Source organism: Bradyrhizobium embrapense (genome assembly GCF_001189235.2).
GTDB lineage: Bacteria > Pseudomonadota > Alphaproteobacteria > Rhizobiales > Xanthobacteraceae > Bradyrhizobium > Bradyrhizobium embrapense.
The window spans coordinates 711,240-726,761 of the sequence record NZ_LFIP02000001.1; the positions used below are offsets into that span (position 1 = coordinate 711,240).

15 protein-coding genes are annotated in these 15,522 nt (G+C 62.6%); 10 read left to right on the forward strand and 5 right to left on the reverse strand.

The genetic code is table 11. The annotated features are described in order from the left end of the window. The 7 genes from AKN83_RS03720 (at position 1) to AKN83_RS38115 (ending at position 7,328) form a co-directional block, all read left to right on the forward strand. The gene (locus AKN83_RS03720) at positions 1 to 2,001 is read left to right on the forward strand and encodes an acetyl/propionyl/methylcrotonyl-CoA carboxylase subunit alpha (protein ID WP_050406595.1); all 2,001 of its coding nucleotides are present in this window, start codon (positions 1 to 3) and stop codon (positions 1,999 to 2,001) included. A gap of 78 nt (positions 2,002 to 2,079) precedes the next feature. Next, positions 2,080 to 2,799 carry an enoyl-CoA hydratase/isomerase family protein gene (locus tag AKN83_RS03725; RefSeq protein ID WP_244521875.1) on the forward strand — a complete coding sequence of 240 codons (720 nt, stop codon included), beginning with the start codon at positions 2,080 to 2,082 and terminating at the stop codon, positions 2,797 to 2,799. Positions 2,800 to 2,891: 92 nt separating this feature from the next. Next, entirely contained in the window at positions 2,892 to 4,094 is a 1,203-nt protein-coding gene (locus AKN83_RS03730) for an ABC transporter substrate-binding protein (RefSeq protein ID WP_050406597.1), read from the forward strand. 106 nt (positions 4,095 to 4,200) lie between these two features. Further along, on the forward strand, positions 4,201 to 4,995 hold the full coding sequence (locus AKN83_RS03735; protein ID WP_050406598.1) for an enoyl-CoA hydratase/isomerase family protein: 795 nt from the start codon (positions 4,201 to 4,203) through the stop codon (positions 4,993 to 4,995). Positions 4,996 to 4,998: 3 nt separating this feature from the next. Further along, positions 4,999 to 5,817, forward strand: coding sequence for an SDR family oxidoreductase (locus AKN83_RS03740; protein ID WP_050406599.1), 819 nt, complete (start codon positions 4,999 to 5,001; stop codon positions 5,815 to 5,817). An 82-nt stretch (positions 5,818 to 5,899) separates the two neighbouring features. After that, on the forward strand, positions 5,900 to 6,319 hold the full coding sequence (locus tag AKN83_RS03745) for a DUF2000 domain-containing protein (RefSeq protein ID WP_050406600.1): 420 nt from the start codon (positions 5,900 to 5,902) through the stop codon (positions 6,317 to 6,319). Between the two features lie 712 nt (positions 6,320 to 7,031). Next, the gene (locus AKN83_RS38115) at positions 7,032 to 7,328 is read left to right on the forward strand and encodes a helix-turn-helix transcriptional regulator (protein WP_083991909.1); all 297 of its coding nucleotides are present in this window, start codon (positions 7,032 to 7,034) and stop codon (positions 7,326 to 7,328) included. Here AKN83_RS38115 and AKN83_RS03750 read toward each other — a convergent pair. Both AKN83_RS03750 and guaA read right to left on the reverse strand, forming a co-directional pair. Next, complete coding sequence (locus tag AKN83_RS03750; protein ID WP_050406634.1) at positions 7,282 to 8,538, reverse strand: tyrosine-type recombinase/integrase; 1,257 nt, start codon at positions 8,536 to 8,538, stop codon at positions 7,282 to 7,284. The genes AKN83_RS38115 and AKN83_RS03750 overlap by 47 nt on opposite strands. A gap of 292 nt (positions 8,539 to 8,830) precedes the next feature. Continuing rightward, complete coding sequence (gene guaA, locus AKN83_RS03755; RefSeq protein ID WP_063695234.1) at positions 8,831 to 10,441, reverse strand: glutamine-hydrolyzing GMP synthase; 1,611 nt, start codon at positions 10,439 to 10,441, stop codon at positions 8,831 to 8,833. 136 nt (positions 10,442 to 10,577) lie between these two features. On the opposite strand from guaA, the gene AKN83_RS03760 reads away from it, so the two are divergent. Both AKN83_RS03760 and AKN83_RS03765 read left to right on the forward strand, forming a co-directional pair. Further along, positions 10,578 to 10,949, forward strand: a complete 372-nt coding sequence (locus AKN83_RS03760; RefSeq protein ID WP_050402110.1) for a nuclear transport factor 2 family protein — start codon at positions 10,578 to 10,580, stop codon at positions 10,947 to 10,949. 139 nt (positions 10,950 to 11,088) lie between these two features. Continuing rightward, entirely contained in the window at positions 11,089 to 11,421 is a 333-nt protein-coding gene (locus AKN83_RS03765; protein WP_050402111.1) for a DHCW motif cupin fold protein, read from the forward strand. 186 nt (positions 11,422 to 11,607) lie between these two features. Here the strand turns inward: AKN83_RS03765 and AKN83_RS03770 are convergent, their stop codons facing one another. After that, positions 11,608 to 12,060 (reverse strand): winged helix-turn-helix transcriptional regulator, encoded by a 453-nt coding sequence (locus tag AKN83_RS03770; protein WP_050402112.1) that lies wholly within the window; start codon positions 12,058 to 12,060, stop codon positions 11,608 to 11,610. Between the two features lie 115 nt (positions 12,061 to 12,175). Between AKN83_RS03770 and AKN83_RS03775 the strand changes: the two genes are divergently transcribed. Continuing rightward, positions 12,176 to 13,450 carry an MFS transporter gene (locus tag AKN83_RS03775; RefSeq protein ID WP_050402113.1) on the forward strand — a complete coding sequence of 425 codons (1,275 nt, stop codon included), beginning with the start codon at positions 12,176 to 12,178 and terminating at the stop codon, positions 13,448 to 13,450. A gap of 174 nt (positions 13,451 to 13,624) precedes the next feature. On the opposite strand, the gene AKN83_RS03780 is transcribed toward AKN83_RS03775, so the two are convergent. Both AKN83_RS03780 and AKN83_RS03785 read right to left on the reverse strand, forming a co-directional pair. Further along, positions 13,625 to 14,923: an RsmB/NOP family class I SAM-dependent RNA methyltransferase gene (locus AKN83_RS03780; protein WP_050402114.1), complete on the reverse strand. Its 1,299-nt coding sequence runs from the start codon at positions 14,921 to 14,923 to the stop codon at positions 13,625 to 13,627. A gap of 22 nt (positions 14,924 to 14,945) precedes the next feature. Next, positions 14,946 to 15,368, reverse strand: a complete 423-nt coding sequence (locus AKN83_RS03785; protein WP_050402115.1) for an MAPEG family protein — start codon at positions 15,366 to 15,368, stop codon at positions 14,946 to 14,948. Between the last annotated feature and the right edge of the window lie 154 nt (positions 15,369 to 15,522).

A 15,522-nucleotide genomic window follows, 5' to 3' on the forward strand; every position in this document is an offset into this window, starting at 1 on the left:
ATGTTCAGGAAAATTCTGATTGCCAATCGAGGCGAAATCGCCTGCCGCATCGCCCGCACCTGCCAACGCCTCGGCATTGCGGTGTCCACCGTGCACTCCACCGCAGATGCCGACGCCCTGCACGTCAAGACCATTGGTGAATCCATCGAGATCGGAGGCGCGCCGGCCTCGGAAAGCTATCTGCGGATCGATGCCGTCATCGCCGCCGCGAAAACCACCGGCGCGGAGGCGATCCATCCCGGGTTCGGCTTCCTGGCCGAGAATACGGACTTTGCCCGGGCGGTCGAAGCAGCCGGTCTGGTGTTCATCGGACCGACGCCGGAAACCATCGAGCGGCTTGGCGACAAGGCGTCCGCGAAGCAGGAAGCCGTCGCAGCCGGCGTCCCCACCATACCAGGCAGCGAAGCTCCGAGCGAGGATCGCCACGAAGTCGAACGTATCGTCCGGCGGCTCGAACTGCCGATCATGCTCAAGGCCGCGGCCGGCGGCGGCGGCAAGGGCATGCGGGCGATCTCGACCTACGACGGGCTTGGCGACGAAATCGAGTCCGCGATGCGCGAGGCGAGGAATGCCTTCGGTAACGCAGGACTGATCGTCGAGAAGCTGATCCTGGAGGGCCGACACATCGAGGTGCAGATCGCGGGCGACGGCGACGGCAAGGTGATCCACCTGTTCGAACGTGAATGCACGCTGCAGCGTCGCCACCAGAAGCTGATCGAAGAAGCGCCAGCCGCCAACCTGCCTCCCGCCCTTCGCCAACGCATCCTCGACGACGCCGTCCGGCTTGGGCGCAAGCTCAGATATCGTGGTGTCGGCACGGTTGAATTCATCGTCAGCGGTACCGACTACTACTTTCTGGAAGTCAACCCTCGGCTCCAGGTTGAGCATCCGGTAACCGAGCTGGTCACCGGCATCGACATCGTCGAGGCCATGCTTCGCATCGCCGCCGGCGAAGGACTGCCCGTGAAACAGGACGAAGTGGTGTGCCAGGGCCACGCGGTGGAGGCGCGCATCTGCGCCGAAGATCCGAATGACAACTTCATGCCGTCCACCGGCGAGCTCGCTTACGTCAGGTTCCCGTCGGGCGACATCCGCGTCGAGACTGGTGTCGAAAGCGGATCGACCGTTACGCCCTATTACGACTCGATGCTCGCCAAACTGATTGCTCACGCCACCACTCGTGATCAGGCGCTCGACCAGCTTGATCGCGCACTCGGCGAGACCTCGGTCTTCGGCGTCATCACCAACCAGGATTTCCTCCGCCGATTGATCGCCCTGCCCGCGACCCGGGCCGCGACGTTTCATACCCGTCTGATCGACGAACGGATCGACGCGCTCGCGACCACCGCCGGCGACATTGACTCCGAAGCGCTGGCAGTTGGCGCGTATTTCTGGATGAAGCGGCAGCGCGCTGCCGCTTCCGGCAATCCCTGGCAGTCCAGCAGCCTGACCGGCTGGCAGATGGCGGCCGCCGATGACGGCTTGTCACCGATCCCCATTCTGCACCTCGAGACCGCACGCGACAGCGCGGAGATCCGCTTTGCACCCTTGCAGCCAGACGGCTCGATGCTGATCGGCGTGGACGATGCCAGGATTCGGGTGCAGCTTTCGCCGCTTGCCGATGACATGTTCGCTGCCGCAGTCAACGCGCGCTGCGAGACGGTGCGGATCACCCAGAAAGACCATGCGATCTTCGTGCACGATCCGCGTCGCGCCCATACCATGACCGCGATCCCCTACCTCAGATACATCAGCGCCAGCGCCGAGATCAGCGGCGAACTGCGCGCGCCGATGACCGGCGTCGTGTTGAAGATCAACGTCAAAGTCGGCAGCCGCGTGAAGGCAGGCGATCCGACCGTCGTCATGGAATCCATGAAGATGGAATTGCGCATCGCCAGCGAGGTGGACGGTGTGGTGACCGCCGTCCACTTCAAACCCGGCGATACCGTCGAGCGAAACGCCGTCGTCGCCATCGTCGAGCCCGAACTCATCCCGCAGTAGCCGCCTTATGAACGATCAGGACAGCATATGTTGCGATTAGGAAGCGTGAATTACGTCGTCCGCGGCAAGATCGCGATCTTGACGCTCGACGAACCGGAAAAGCTGAATGCACTGACCGCCGGCATTCGCGCAGGCATACGTGAGGGCCTGCAACGGGCCGACAAGGACGATGGGGTACGTGTCAGCATCATCACCGGTGCCGGCGGCAAGGCATTCTGCGCCGGCGCCGATATCGGCACCTTCGATTTCGATCCGGAGAAAGCGCGCGCCTTCTTCATCGACGCCATGGAAGTCCTGACCGCTCCGGAACGGGCACTCAAGCCGGTGATCGCCGCCGTCAATGGAATTGCCTATGGCGGAGGATTCGAACTTGCCATCGCATCCGACTTCATCCTGGCGGCTGAGAGTGCCCGCTTTGCCGTACCCGAGATCAAGTTGGGCCTATTGCCTGGCTTCGCTATCGTGCGCCTCCAGAACATTGTCGGGCGCGCGAAAGCCAAGGAGATGAGCATGCTTGGCGATCTCGTCAATGCCACCGAAGCAAGCCGCCTCGGGATCGTATCGCGCGTCGTTCCCGACGAACGCCTTCTCTCCGACGCAATCGCGTTCGCGGAACGCATCGCCTCACAGCCGCGCCTTGCCGTGCAGATGGCCAAGTCCTTCTACAATCGCGGTCTCGGCGGCGACGAGATGCGCCACGCAATCGACGGGTTTCCGTTCCTGCTGACGCACGCCGATGCACGCGAAGGCATCAACGCATTTCTGGAGAAACGCTCGCCACGTTTCGAAAACGGGTAGCTGCAACATCTGCGTTTTGGCTTCGTCGCGCAGACATCCTGCCCGCGTGACCAACACTCCACTGTCCAATAGAAGAAAATGAGGGAGAACACGTGAAGAGGACTTTCCTGGCCTTCGCCATCCTGGTTGTGGCAGCGTCGACCGCCTCGGCCCAAATCTCGAATGATGTGGTCCGGATCGGCGTGCTAACGGACCTTTCAAGCTGGGGGCGCGACAACAGCGGTCCCGGCTCGGTCGAGGCGGCAAAAATGGCCGTTGAGGAGTTCGGCCCGACGGTACTCGGAAAGCCGATCGAAATCGTGAGCGCCGACCACCAGATGAAGACCGACGTGGGCCTGCAGATCGTTCGCGACTGGTTCGACAACGGCAAGGTCGACGCAGTCGCCGACATTCCGAACTCGGGAATTGCGATAGCCGTTCACAATATGGTGCGGGAGCGCAACAAGATTGCGCTGCTCTCCGGCCCGGGCGCGAGCTCCCTGACCGACGAGCTGTGCAGCCCGAACACCGTCCATTTTTCCTATGATACCTACGCGCTATCCAAGGTGACCGCGTCGGCGGTGATCAAGGAGGGCGGCAAGTCCTGGTTCTTCGTCACCGCCGACTATGCCTTCGGACAGCAGCTTGAGAAAGACGCGACGCGCTTCATCAAGGAGCTGGACGGCAAGGTGCTGGGCAGCGTGCGGCATCCGACCAACACGGCCGACTTCTCGTCGTTTGTACTGCAGGCGCAGAACTCCAAGGCGGATGTCGTAGCATTTGCCAATGCGGGCCAGGATACCGACAATGCCATCAAGCAATCGGGTGAATTCGGCCTGGTTCAGGCCGGCCAAAAGCTGGTTGGCCTGCTGATGTTCGATACCGACGTGCACGCCGTCGGCCTGCAGGCCGCGCAAGGCACTTACATGACGACGGCTTCTTATTGGAACATGGATGACAAGACCCGCGCCTGGTCAAAGAGATTCTTCGCCCGGACCAACATCATGCCGACCATGATCCACACCGGCGTCTACGGCTCGGTGCTGCACTATCTCCAGGCGATCAAGGCCGCCGGCACCGATGATCCCGCCGCGGTCATGGCCAAGATGCGCGAACTTCCGATCGAAGACACCTTCGTACATGGCGGCAAGCTGCGCAAGGATGGGCGGGTGATCCGTGACATGTATCTGGCGCGCGTGAAGAAGCCGCAAGATTCGAAGGAGCCGTGGGACTATCTCGAGATCGTCAAGACGATCCGGGGTGAGGACGCCTATCGGCCTGTCAACGAATCGAAGTGCGCGCTTCTCAAGAAGTGAAGCGATCTGATCGGCGCAAGAGAGAGCGAAGGCCGCCGCCTGACCGGACGGACCTTCGGGGGCGGGCAAGGTAATCATCGCCGAACATCGGAAGGACGATCAGTTAATGAGCACGGCATCATCACCAATCGAACTCGTCGTCGCCGACGGGATCGGGACGATCTGGTTGAACCGACCCGAGCGAGGCAACGGGATCGAGCTCGAGTTGGCGACGGCACTCAGGACGGCGACCTTGGACCTCGAGCGTGACGCGAGCGTCAAGGTCGTAGTCATTCGAGGCCGCGGCGCGCATTTCTCGGTCGGCGGAGATCTTCGAGCCTTCTCCGCTGCCGGCGCCACGTTCCCGCGACTAGCCACGGACATCATCACTTCTTTCCACGACGCACTCCTTTCACTGAGGCGTTCAGGAAAGCCGGCTATCGCCGCGGTCCATGGGGCTTGCGCCGGCGGAGCAATGTCTCTGGCGTTGGCCTGTGATTTCGTTCTGGCCGCCGAAACGGCACATTTTTCAGTGGCGTACCGACGGCTGGGCGTTCCAGCCGATGGCGGCATGACACACTCGCTGACGTCCCTGGTGGGGCCGAGACGAGCGCTGGAGCTGATGCTCCTCTCGGATCGCATGAACGCAAGCGAGGCCCTGTCGCGCGGGCTGATCACAAGAGTATGTGCGGAGCGGGAGCTCGAGGCCGAGCTGACCAACATGGCGCGAGCGCTAGCCGATAATTCACCCGCCGCAAGCCGTGCGGTGAAGGCCCTGATCTGGCGCGCCGATACCGCAACCTTCGATGAGCAACTGTCAGCAGAGCTTGCTTCGTTCGTCGACTGCGCCTCCTCGGCGGACTTTCGCGAGGGCCTGGAGGCGTTCAACGAGAGGCGGCCGCCGGTTTTCGGAGGAGAATGAGAAATGGGATCCCTGGACGGTAAGGTTGTTTTCATTACAGGCGCGAGTCGCGGCATCGGCCGGGAGATCGCGCTCAAATTCGCACTGGAAGGAGCTCGAATTGCGCTGGCGGCCAAATCGAGCGAGCCCCACCCAACCCTTCCCGGAACGATCCATACGGTGGCTGAGGAGATCCGTAGGCTCGGTACCGACGCCCTTCCCCTCCGCGTCGATGTGCGCGACGCAGACGCGCTCGCAAACGCCATCGAAAGAACGGTCCAGGAATTCGGCGGGCTGGACATCCTCGTGAACAATGCCAGCGCCATCAGTCCGACCGGACTGCTCGATACGCCGGCCAGGAAGTTCGATTTGCTGAGTGCGGTGAATGGCAGGGCAACCTACATCTGTGCCTATCATGCAGTACCGCATCTGAAGCGATCGTCAAATCCCCACGTTCTCACCTTGTCTCCGCCACTACCGAAGTCGGCAATCTGGCTCGGCAAATATCCCGCATACGCCACCTCGAAGTACTGCATGACCATGTACACGCTGGCACTGGCCGAGGAATTTCGATCGTTTGGAATTGCCGCCAATGCTCTTTGGCCAAAGACCATGATCGCAACTGACGCCGTGCGCGTGCACTACGAATCGGATTATCGCCGCAGCCGCTCGCCTTCAATCATAGCCGATGCTGCACACTTCATCGTAACCCAAGACAGTCGCGAATTGTCGGGCAGGACTTTGATCGACGAGGAGGTTTTGCGTTCGCAGGGTGTCGACGACCTGTCAGTTTATGCAATTGATCCAGCCAGCCAGCTGGCGCCAGACATCTTGATCGAATGACGGCCGTAGCCGTCAGGGAGAGCTTCCCGGCAGGGACGCATGGAAGGACTGGGACTTATCCGGCTGCAGGAATGATTTCATAATGAATGCCGTCAGCGCGCGTATCGCCATTATTGTGAATCCAGCCCTGCCGCTTGGGTTGATTGCGAACACAGTTGCGGCCTTGAGCATCGGTATCGGCGCAGCGGAGCCCGATCTTGGAGGAACCCGCTTGACCGACGGCAACGGGCTCACTGTCCGGACCAGTGCAAACCGTCCAGTACCAATTCTGCAAGCCACGCCCGAAGCGCTGTCCGCCCTGCTGACGCGCGCGCAGCCATTAGTGAGCGGCGCCGTTTTGGTACCTTTTCCGCAATTCGCCAGGGCGCTCCACCGCTTTGAGGACTACCTCGCCGAATTTCCGCTGCGCGCGCTCGCGAACGAGACTATTGACGGCCTGGGCTTCTACGGACCTGAAAAATGGGTTCGGTCGCTGACGGGCAATTTGAAGCTCTTGCGCTGATGAAACCGCTCGTTGGCTTACCTCAGGGAAAGCCGTGTGAAATTGGAGCTTCTGGATTTCGGCCGGTGGCCGGCCGGCCCGCAGGCCTTCCCGAGCCGAAGCTGTCCTCATCATGGTGGGAAAACTTTTGCGCTAGTCAGCCTGGTCGTCTTGTAGCTCCGACCGCCGTGGACGGCGCGCAGCTTTCATGCCTAGCCGATCATCTCGGCCAAAATTAACGGCGTCGATCCTCGACGTGGCTCACGTGTAGCGCTGTCGGCAGTCGCGATCGTGGTGCGCTAGCGTGCCTGCTTACGTTGAATGTTGTGAGATTATTCTTGATGTCACGGTGCACACGTCGTGCACACGACGCCTCCTAATCGATTGAAAAACTTGAACTCTCGCTCCAATCCATCATGGGCACGCTTCAGGTAGGTCCAGGCATTGTATACCAACGCAACCAGCGTTGGCCGATCATTATCCCTTATCGGCAAAGCTCTGCTTTGGCCGCGAGTGAGAACGTCAAGGAAAAGTGAGAGTTATCCTCTACTTCGATCTCATTAGAGCTTCGGAGTTCTTCGCCTCCCTCGACTGTCCGACCATGCCTTATGTTTTCCTTATCTTCTGTTGAGTTCTTACCGAACGCCATGATTGGATAGTGCAGCGCTTTCTCAAAGCCTGCCATTTCTCTCTGGTCGACTTCAATTCCACGAATGGCAGAAGGAGATCGAGGATGGCTCGCTCGGAATCTATTGCCTTGAGACGAACTATCCGGCGGCGTCAGCTGCGCGAGATGATCCCCCTAGCAGACAGCACCATTTACGAAATGGAACAGCGCGGCGAATTTCCTCGACGCTTCGCGCTCTCTCCTCGGTGTGTCGTATGGGATCTGAGTGAGGTGGAAGCTTGGCTCTTACTGCGCCGAAGCACCCCCCTCACCCGAGCTTCACATCCGGACGTGAAACAACGACGTAGCCGACCAGTCAAAGTGCAGGATCGAGCTCAACGATCGGCATCGAAGGCGGAGTGAGAACTGGCACGTATCTTTGACCTCCAACCCAGGCGTCCACGATGTTCGACCATTCTTGCAGCATATGCCGCCGCTGCGGCTCGTATTCCGCCTTGTTATAGACGCCACGCGACGAGCGACCGTCTTCATGAGCCAAACATTTTTCGATCCAGTCGCTATTGAAACCTAGTTCGTTGAGCAGTGTTGATCCCGTCCGCCTGAGATCGTGTACCGTAAAATGTTCGAGGGGCAGCCCTTCCTTCTTGGCGCGCTCGACGACCGCAGCAGTGATACGATTGAACGTGGCTCGCGACATCGGACTATCGGCGTCGTAGCGCGAAGGGAGCACGTATCTTGAGTTGCCGGCGCAGGTCTTCAGCGCAATGAAAATGTCAAGCATCTGGCGCGAGAGGTACACATTGTGGGCCCTCGACCGCTTCATTCGCTCCTTTGGGATGGTCCAGACAGCATTCTCGAAGTCGACCTCATCCCAGGTCGCATCTTGCAGTTCGCTCTTCCGCACCATCGTGAGAAGATAGAGCCGTATCCCCAGCCGAATCGTCGGCAGCGTGGCCACGTGATCGAGCTGCTTGAGCATGATGCGGATTTCAGCGGGCGAGAGTGAACGATCACGCGGCACGAAATGCGCTATCGAGGAAGGGCCGACTTCGTCAGCCGGATTGGCGACCTTCTCGCCATGTAAAACAGCAAAGGCATAGATCTGCTTGACGATATCGCGGACGTGAATTGCGGTTGCGGGTGCACCTCGTTCGACGATTGCGGCACAATGCTTCCGCAAGTCGTCCGGCGCAATCTCGGAAAGCAAACGCTTCCGCCATTGCGGAAGTAGTTCGCGCTCGAAGATTGAACGGCGCATGGCGCGCGTGCTGTCAGCCATGGGAGCCGCGGTGAGCCACTTCTCACCAAACTCACCGAACGCTTTGGCTTCCATGATGCGTCGTTTTGCGCGCTGCTTTTCAATCGCTGGCGAACGCCCCTCCCTGATTGCACGCCTGGCATCGATGCAGAGCTCTCGTGCACGGGCAAGCGACAGGTCGGCGGGACCATATTTTCCGAAGGTCACGGTCTCTCGACGTCCGTTCATCCGATAGTCGAGCCGGAACGAGATCGAGCCCTTCGTACTCACGAGCGCATACATGCCGTCGCGGTCCGTCACCTTATAGGGTTTTTCCTTTGGTCTTAGATACTTAAGCGCCGCGTCCGTAAGCATTTGCTCGCCCTCTTTGCTCGATACCGTCAGGCCAATTTCGGCCACCGACTTCAATAAAAGCGACGCCATTTCAGTTGGTTAGACCAAATAAAATACCGTCACTGCTCATTTCGAGCTGACGGTATCGATCAAAATAGGTTGGGAATAAGGATGAGGGTGCCGTCAGCCAGTCCGACACATGCGAACACGGCCCACCGATAGTCCACGATAGCCGTCGACAGGATTTATTTTTAACTTCAGGGAGTTAGAGCGTAGTCTTGAGCAAATTCGGAAAGCTGCGAGCAGCTCCGAATTATTCCCACTCAATCGTCCCCGGCGGTTTGGACGTCACGTCGTACACCACCCGGTTGACGCCCTTCACCTCGTTGATGATGCGCGTCGCGGTTTCGGCCAAAAACTTCATGTCGAACTGGTAGAAGTCGGCGGTCATGCCGTCGGTCGAGGTGACGGCGCGGAGGCCGACGACGTATTCGTAGGTGCGGCCGTCGCCCATCACGCCGACGGTCTTCACCGGCAGCAGCACCGCAAAAGCCTGCCAGATCGCATCATAGAGGCCGTGCTTGCGGATCTGGTCGATATAGACGGCGTCCGCGTTGCGCAGGATGTCGAGCTTTTCCTTCGTGATGTCGCCGGGGCAACGGATGGCAAGGCCCGGGCCCGGGAACGGGTGGCGGCCGACGAACGCTTCGGGCAGGCCGAGCTCGCGGCCGAGCACGCGCACCTCGTCCTTGAACAGTTCGCGCAACGGCTCGACCAGCTTCATGTTCATGCGGGCCGGAAGGCCGCCGACGTTGTGGTGCGACTTGATGGTCACCGACGGGCCGCCGGTAAAGGAGACGCTCTCGATCACATCAGGGTAGAGCGTGCCCTGGGCCAGGAATGCCGCGCCGCCGATCTTCTTGGCCTCCGCCTCGAACACGTCGATGAACAGCCGCCCGATGGTCTTGCGCTTCACCTCGGGGTCGGTGACGCCTGCGAGCTCGCCGAGAAACTCTTTCGACGCGTCCACGTGGACCAGCGGGATGTTGTAGTGGTTGCGGAACAGGTCGACGACGGTCTTGGCCTCGTCGAGCCGCAGCAGGCCGTGATCGACGAACACGCAGGTGAGCTGGTCGCCGATCGCCTCATGGATCAAGACCGCCGCGACGGCGGAATCGACGCCGCCGGAGAGGCCGCAGATCACCTTGCCCTTGCCGACCTGGGCGCGGATCTTCTCGATCGCCTCCTCGCGGAAGGCACGCATGGTCCAGTCGCCGGTGAGCCCCGCGACCTTGCGCACGAAATTGCGCAGCAGCTTTGCGCCATCGGGCGTGTGCACCACCTCGGGATGGAACATCAGGCCGTAATACTTCCGCTTCTCGTCCTGGATGATCGCGAACGGCGCATTCGGCGAGGTGCCGGCCACCGAGAAGCCGGGCGGCATTTTGGTGATCCGATCGCCATGGCTCATCCACACCTGGTGCTTTTCGCCGTGGCCCCAGACGCCGTCGAACAGCTGGCTGTCGGTCTTGACCTCGACATCGGCGCGGCCGAACTCGCGGTGATGCCCGCCTTCGACCTCGCCGCCGAGCTGGGCCGCCAAGGTCATCTGGCCATAGCAGATGCCGAGCACGGGAACGCCTGACTCGAAGATCAGCTGCGGGGCGCGCGGCGAGCCGGTTTCATGCACTGATTCCGGGCCACCGGAGAGGATCACCGCCTTCGGCTTCATCTCGTTGAAGGCGGCCTCGGCCTTCTGGAACGGCACGATCTCGGAATAAACGCCCATCTCGCGGACGCGGCGGGCGATCAGTTGCGTCACCTGGCTGCCGAAATCGACAATCAGAATCTTGTCATGCGCCGAGGCCACGGAGGGCGCCGACGAGCCATGAGAAGTGTCTTGGGCTGTGTGCTGGGCTGTCATGGCAAGCAGATACGCGACGGCGCCCGCCCCCGCAACCGCGCTGCGCGGGGCGCCCACATTCTTCTTTGGGCATGGACAAACCGATATACGTCAGTATTATTGACCTAATTTGGCTATGACCAATGGGGGGAAACCAATGCCCGATTTTCACGAACCGTCCCGCCTCGCAGCCCTCGGCCGCGACTGGATCGCAGCCTGGAACGCGCGCGACCTCGAGTGGGTGCTGGCGCTGTATGCCGATGATACCGAGATGACCTCGGACCGGATCCCGGCGTTCGGCTTCGGCCCGTCCGGCACCGTGCGCGGCAAGGCGCAGCTGCGGGCCTATTGGAGCGCCGCGCTCGCCAAACTGCCCGAATTGCATTTCGAGCTGATCGACCTCTATGTCTCGCCCGACAGCGTCGTCGTGTTCTACCAGAACGAACGCGGCAAGAAGATCTGCGAGTATCTGCGGCTCGATGATCAGGGCAAGATCAGGCAGGGTTCGGCGAACCATCCGGTGCATTGAGTCCCTCACGCCGTCATTGCGAGGAGCGCAAGCGACGAAGCAATCCATCGCCCCGCGCATGCGGATGCATGGATTGCTTCGCTTCGCTCGCAATGACGGGTAAGAGTCCTGGGGCAATAAGGATATCAGGACCACCCGCATGAAAATCCCGCCCCTGCCCTTCACCGTCACCGACTGGACCAACGTCGAGCCCACGGTGCATCCCGGCGAGACCGGGCAAGCGCTGTGGCGCACGCTCAATATCGGCGAGTTGCGGGTGCGGATGGTCGAATATTCACCCGATTATCTCGCCGATCACTGGTGCGATCGCGGCCATGTGCTCTTTGTCGTCAAGGGCGAGCTCGACACCGAGCTGCGCGACGGCCGCAGATTCACTCTGAAGCCGGGCATGAGCTACCAGGTCTCCGATTTCGGCGACGCCGCGCACCGCTCGTCGACCGCGACCGGCGCCACGCTGTTCATCGTGGATTGAACGCCCGCCCCTGATCTATCCCGTCACTCTGAGGAGATCGCGAAGCGACCATCTCGCAGGGTGGACGGCCCGACTGATCCTCGTCATTGCGAGCGTAGCGACGCAATCCATCGCGCCGATGGCCGAGACATGGATTGCTTCGTCGCTTCGCTCCTCGCAATGACGTGGAGAGGCTCCGCCCCTCCCTCACCGCCTCCGCGCCGCAACCTTCCTCACCCTGGTATCCGCCCAGCTCAGCGGCTTGCCGCTCTTCGAAGGCAGCACGAGTTGCCCGACCGCCTGCCCGGCCTGGTCCAGCAGCACCGAATGCGCTTCGCCCCGCGCATAGAGATGCGCCTCGCCCCATTGCCGCAACGAGACCACGATCGGAAACAGGTCGTGTCCGCGCTTGGTGAGCACGTATTCGAGATAGGCGCTGCCGTCGGACGCTGCGACCTGCTCGAGCACGCCCAATTCGACCAGCTTGCGCAGCCGCGCCGTCAGCATGCCCTTGGCGATGCCGAGATTCTTCTGGAAGTCGCCGAACCGGCGCAGGCCGTCGAACGCGTCGCGCACGATCAACAGCGACCACCAATCGCCGATCGCATCCAGCGCGCGGGCCACCGGGCATTCCGCCTTTGCGAATCCGGTTCGCTGCATCGCGGCCTACCTCCCTTCGATCACGATTCGTGAACTGGTATTAAAATAGGACTAGACAGCATCCGGCGCAACTGGTCTCATGATAAGACCAGATTGCGAATGCGACGGAGGCGTGATGACGAACCAGACCATGACGAAGGCCCGGCCGCCCAATGGCGATGACAAAGCGGACGGCAAGCCCGGCAACGGGACGGCCGGCGCCCTGTCGCCCGCGGTCGTGCTGCTGTTCGCGGTCGCCTGCGGGCTGAGCGTCGCCAACATCTATTTCGCCCAGCCGCTGCTCGACACCATGGCGCGGGATCTGTCGATCACGCCGGCGGTGATCGGCGGCGTCGTGACGCTGACCCAGATCGGCTACGCTTTCGGGCTATTGCTGATCGTGCCGCTCGGCGATCTCTGGGACCGCCGCAAGCTGATCGTCGGCCAGACCGTGCTTTCGGCGCTTGCGCTGACCATCGTCGGCACCGCGCCGAACGCCGCCGTGCTGCTCATTGGCATGGTGCTGGTCGGGCTGCTTGCGGTCGTCATCCAGGTGCTGGTCGCTTACGCCGCGACGCTGGCGGCGCCGGCCGAGCGCGGCCGCACCATCGGCGCCGTCACCAGCGGCGTGGTATCCGGCATCCTGCTGGCACGCTTCGCCGCCGGTGCGCTGGCCGATCTCGGCGGCTGGCGGGTGGTCTACCTCACCTCGGCCGCGCTGACGCTGGTGCTGGCGCCGCTGCTCGCCCGCGCGCTGCCGCGGCATCGGCCGCAGGCAATGGCCGGATCGTCCTACGCCAACCTGCTTCGCTCGACGCTCGCGCTGTTCGTCGAGGAATCGGTGCTGCGCGAGCGCGCGGTGTTCGCGCTGTTGATCTTCGCGAGCTTCAGCGCGTTCTGGAGCTCGGTCGTGCTGCCGCTCGCAGCGCCCCCGCTGTCGCTGTCGCACACAGCGATCGGCATGTTCGGGATCGCCGGCCTTGCCGGCGCGCTGGCGGCACGTAATTCGGGCCGCCTCGCCGATCGCGGCTGGGGCCAGCGCACCACCGGGTTGTCGCTGCTGCTGGTGCTCGCCGGCTGGGCGCCGATCGCCTGCCTGCACGCCTCGCTGTGGCTGGTGCTCGCCGGCGTCGTCATGATCGATTTCGCGGTGCAGGCCGTCCATGTCACCAACCAGAGCCTGATCGTGGCTGCCCGCCCGGAGGCGTCGAGCCGCCTGATCGGCGTCTACATGGTGTTCTATTCGATCGGCAGCGGGCTCGGCGCGATCACTTCGACGGTCGCCTATGCTGCCGCGGGCTGGCTCGGCGTCTGCGCGCTGGGGGCTGCGATCAGTGCGGTTGCGCTGCTGTTCTGGGTCATCGTGGTGAGCAAGACGCCGGCGCCGGCGGGCGTGTGCTCCCAGGCGTAAAGGCTCCTCCGTCATTGCGAGCCACCCGGTCGGAGCGAAGCGCCGCCGGATGACAGGCTCCGCGAAGCAATCCATCGCACCGCGCGGGCGCGGCCATGGATTGCTTCGTCGCTTCAGCGCAAAATTGCTTTGCAATTTTGTCGCGAGCTCCTTGCAATGACGGCGGAGAAAACGTCACGCCTTCTTCAGCACCGAGACGAAAAACCCATCCGTGCCGGTGCGGCGCGGCGTCATCAGCAGGCCTTCCGCCGACAGCAGCGCCGCCTCCGTAAAAGCCTCGGCCTTGTCCCACAGCACCGATGCGGTCTGCTCCGGCGGCTGCATCGAAAACTCCGGATGCCGCGCGACGAAGGCCCTGACCTGCTCGCCGTTCTCCTCGGCCAGCACCGAGCACGTGATGTAGGCGATGCGGCCGCCGGATTTGACCAGCGGCGCGGCGCGCTCCAGCACCTCGGCCTGGTCCTTCAGCCGCACCTCGAGCGCGCCGGGGCGCATGCGCCATTTGGCGTCGGGATTGCGGCGCCAGGTGCCGGTGCCGGTGCACGGCGCGTCGATCAGCACGAGGTCGGCCGAGGCCTTGATGTCGGACAGCACCTCCTCCTCGCCGCGCGGCGTGCGCACATCGCAATTGTGCACGCCGGCGCGCGACAGCCGCTCATGGATCGGCGCGAGCTGCCGCTTGTCGCTGTCGGTTGCGATCAGCCGGCCCTTGCCTTGCATCATCGCCGCTATCGCGAGCGTCTTGCCGCCGGCGCCGGCGCAGAGATCGATCACCTGCTCGCCGGGCTTGGCCGCCGAGAACAGCGCGGCGAGCTGCGAGCCCTCGTCCTGGACCTCGATGGCGCCCTTGATGAAATCCTCCTCGGCATGGATGCCGGGATTGCGCGCATCGGCGCCGAGCTCGATGCGCAGGCCGAGTGGCGACCACGGCGTTTCCTTCGCCCCCAGATGCGACAGCCGCGGCAGCACCTTCTCGCGCTTGCCGCGCAGCGTGTTGACGCGCAGGTCGAGCGGCGCGCGGCTCGCCATCGCGGTCGCTTCCGCGGCGCGGTCGTCGCCGAACACCTTTGCCAGATGCGGGTCGAGCCAGTCGGGATAGTCGCCCGCGACATGCGCCGGCGCATCCTCGAGCGAGCGCGAGGCCAATGCAGCCTCTTCAGTCGCGGTCAGCGGATCCGGTGCGAAGCGACCGCCGTCGCACAGCGCCGAGATCGTCGGGATGTCCATGCCGCGCTCGAGCTTGAGCATGCCGAGCACCCGCGACCGGGCGCTGTCGTCCTGCATCAGCCAGGCCGCGGAGGATTGCCGGCGCAGCACGTCCCAGATCAGGCCCGAGATCGCGGCGCGATCGCCGGAGCCGGCATAGCGGTGCGCGGTGCCCCATTCCTTCAGCGCCTTGGCCGCAGGAATGCGCTGTGCGTCGATGATGGCGATCAGCTCGATCGCGGCGGAAAGCCGGGCAGCGGGGGTCATAGATCTCTTTCGGTTGGGCGCGTCAAATCAGCAGCAGGAGCTTGAGCGCGAAATACAGCCACATCGCCGCCAGCACCAGCACGCCGGCGAACCAAGCGAGCGAGCGCGGCCGCACGTCGTTGGAGGTGACGAAGACCCCGGCATGGGCAAACCGCGTCACCACGAACACCCAGGACATCAGCACGATGAACAGATCGGCACGGCGCAGCGGCAGCGCAATGGCGATCAGGACATAGAACAGCACCGGCAGCTCGAACTGGTTGGCAAAGCAGTTGCCGACTTGGGTGGCACGCTCCGGCCAATTCGGCTGGCGCAGCGCGATATCCCTCATCTTGGTCTCGCCGCTCGCCAGCGTCCGGGTGCGCAGCGTCGCCATCCCGAACAGCAGCGCAAAGGTGAGCCCAATCTGGATGAAGACCGGCAACAGAACCATTTGAACCGACATCAAGAACCTCCCTCGAGCCGGGCGCCCGGCCGCCCTCTTAGCCGCCACCGCGGCTCCTGACAATGAAGCGTGCCAACAACGCGCCAGGTAACCCCTTGAACCATCAACGAGGCCGGGTGACCAACTCCCGGGATTGATGACGGTTTCAGTTCCT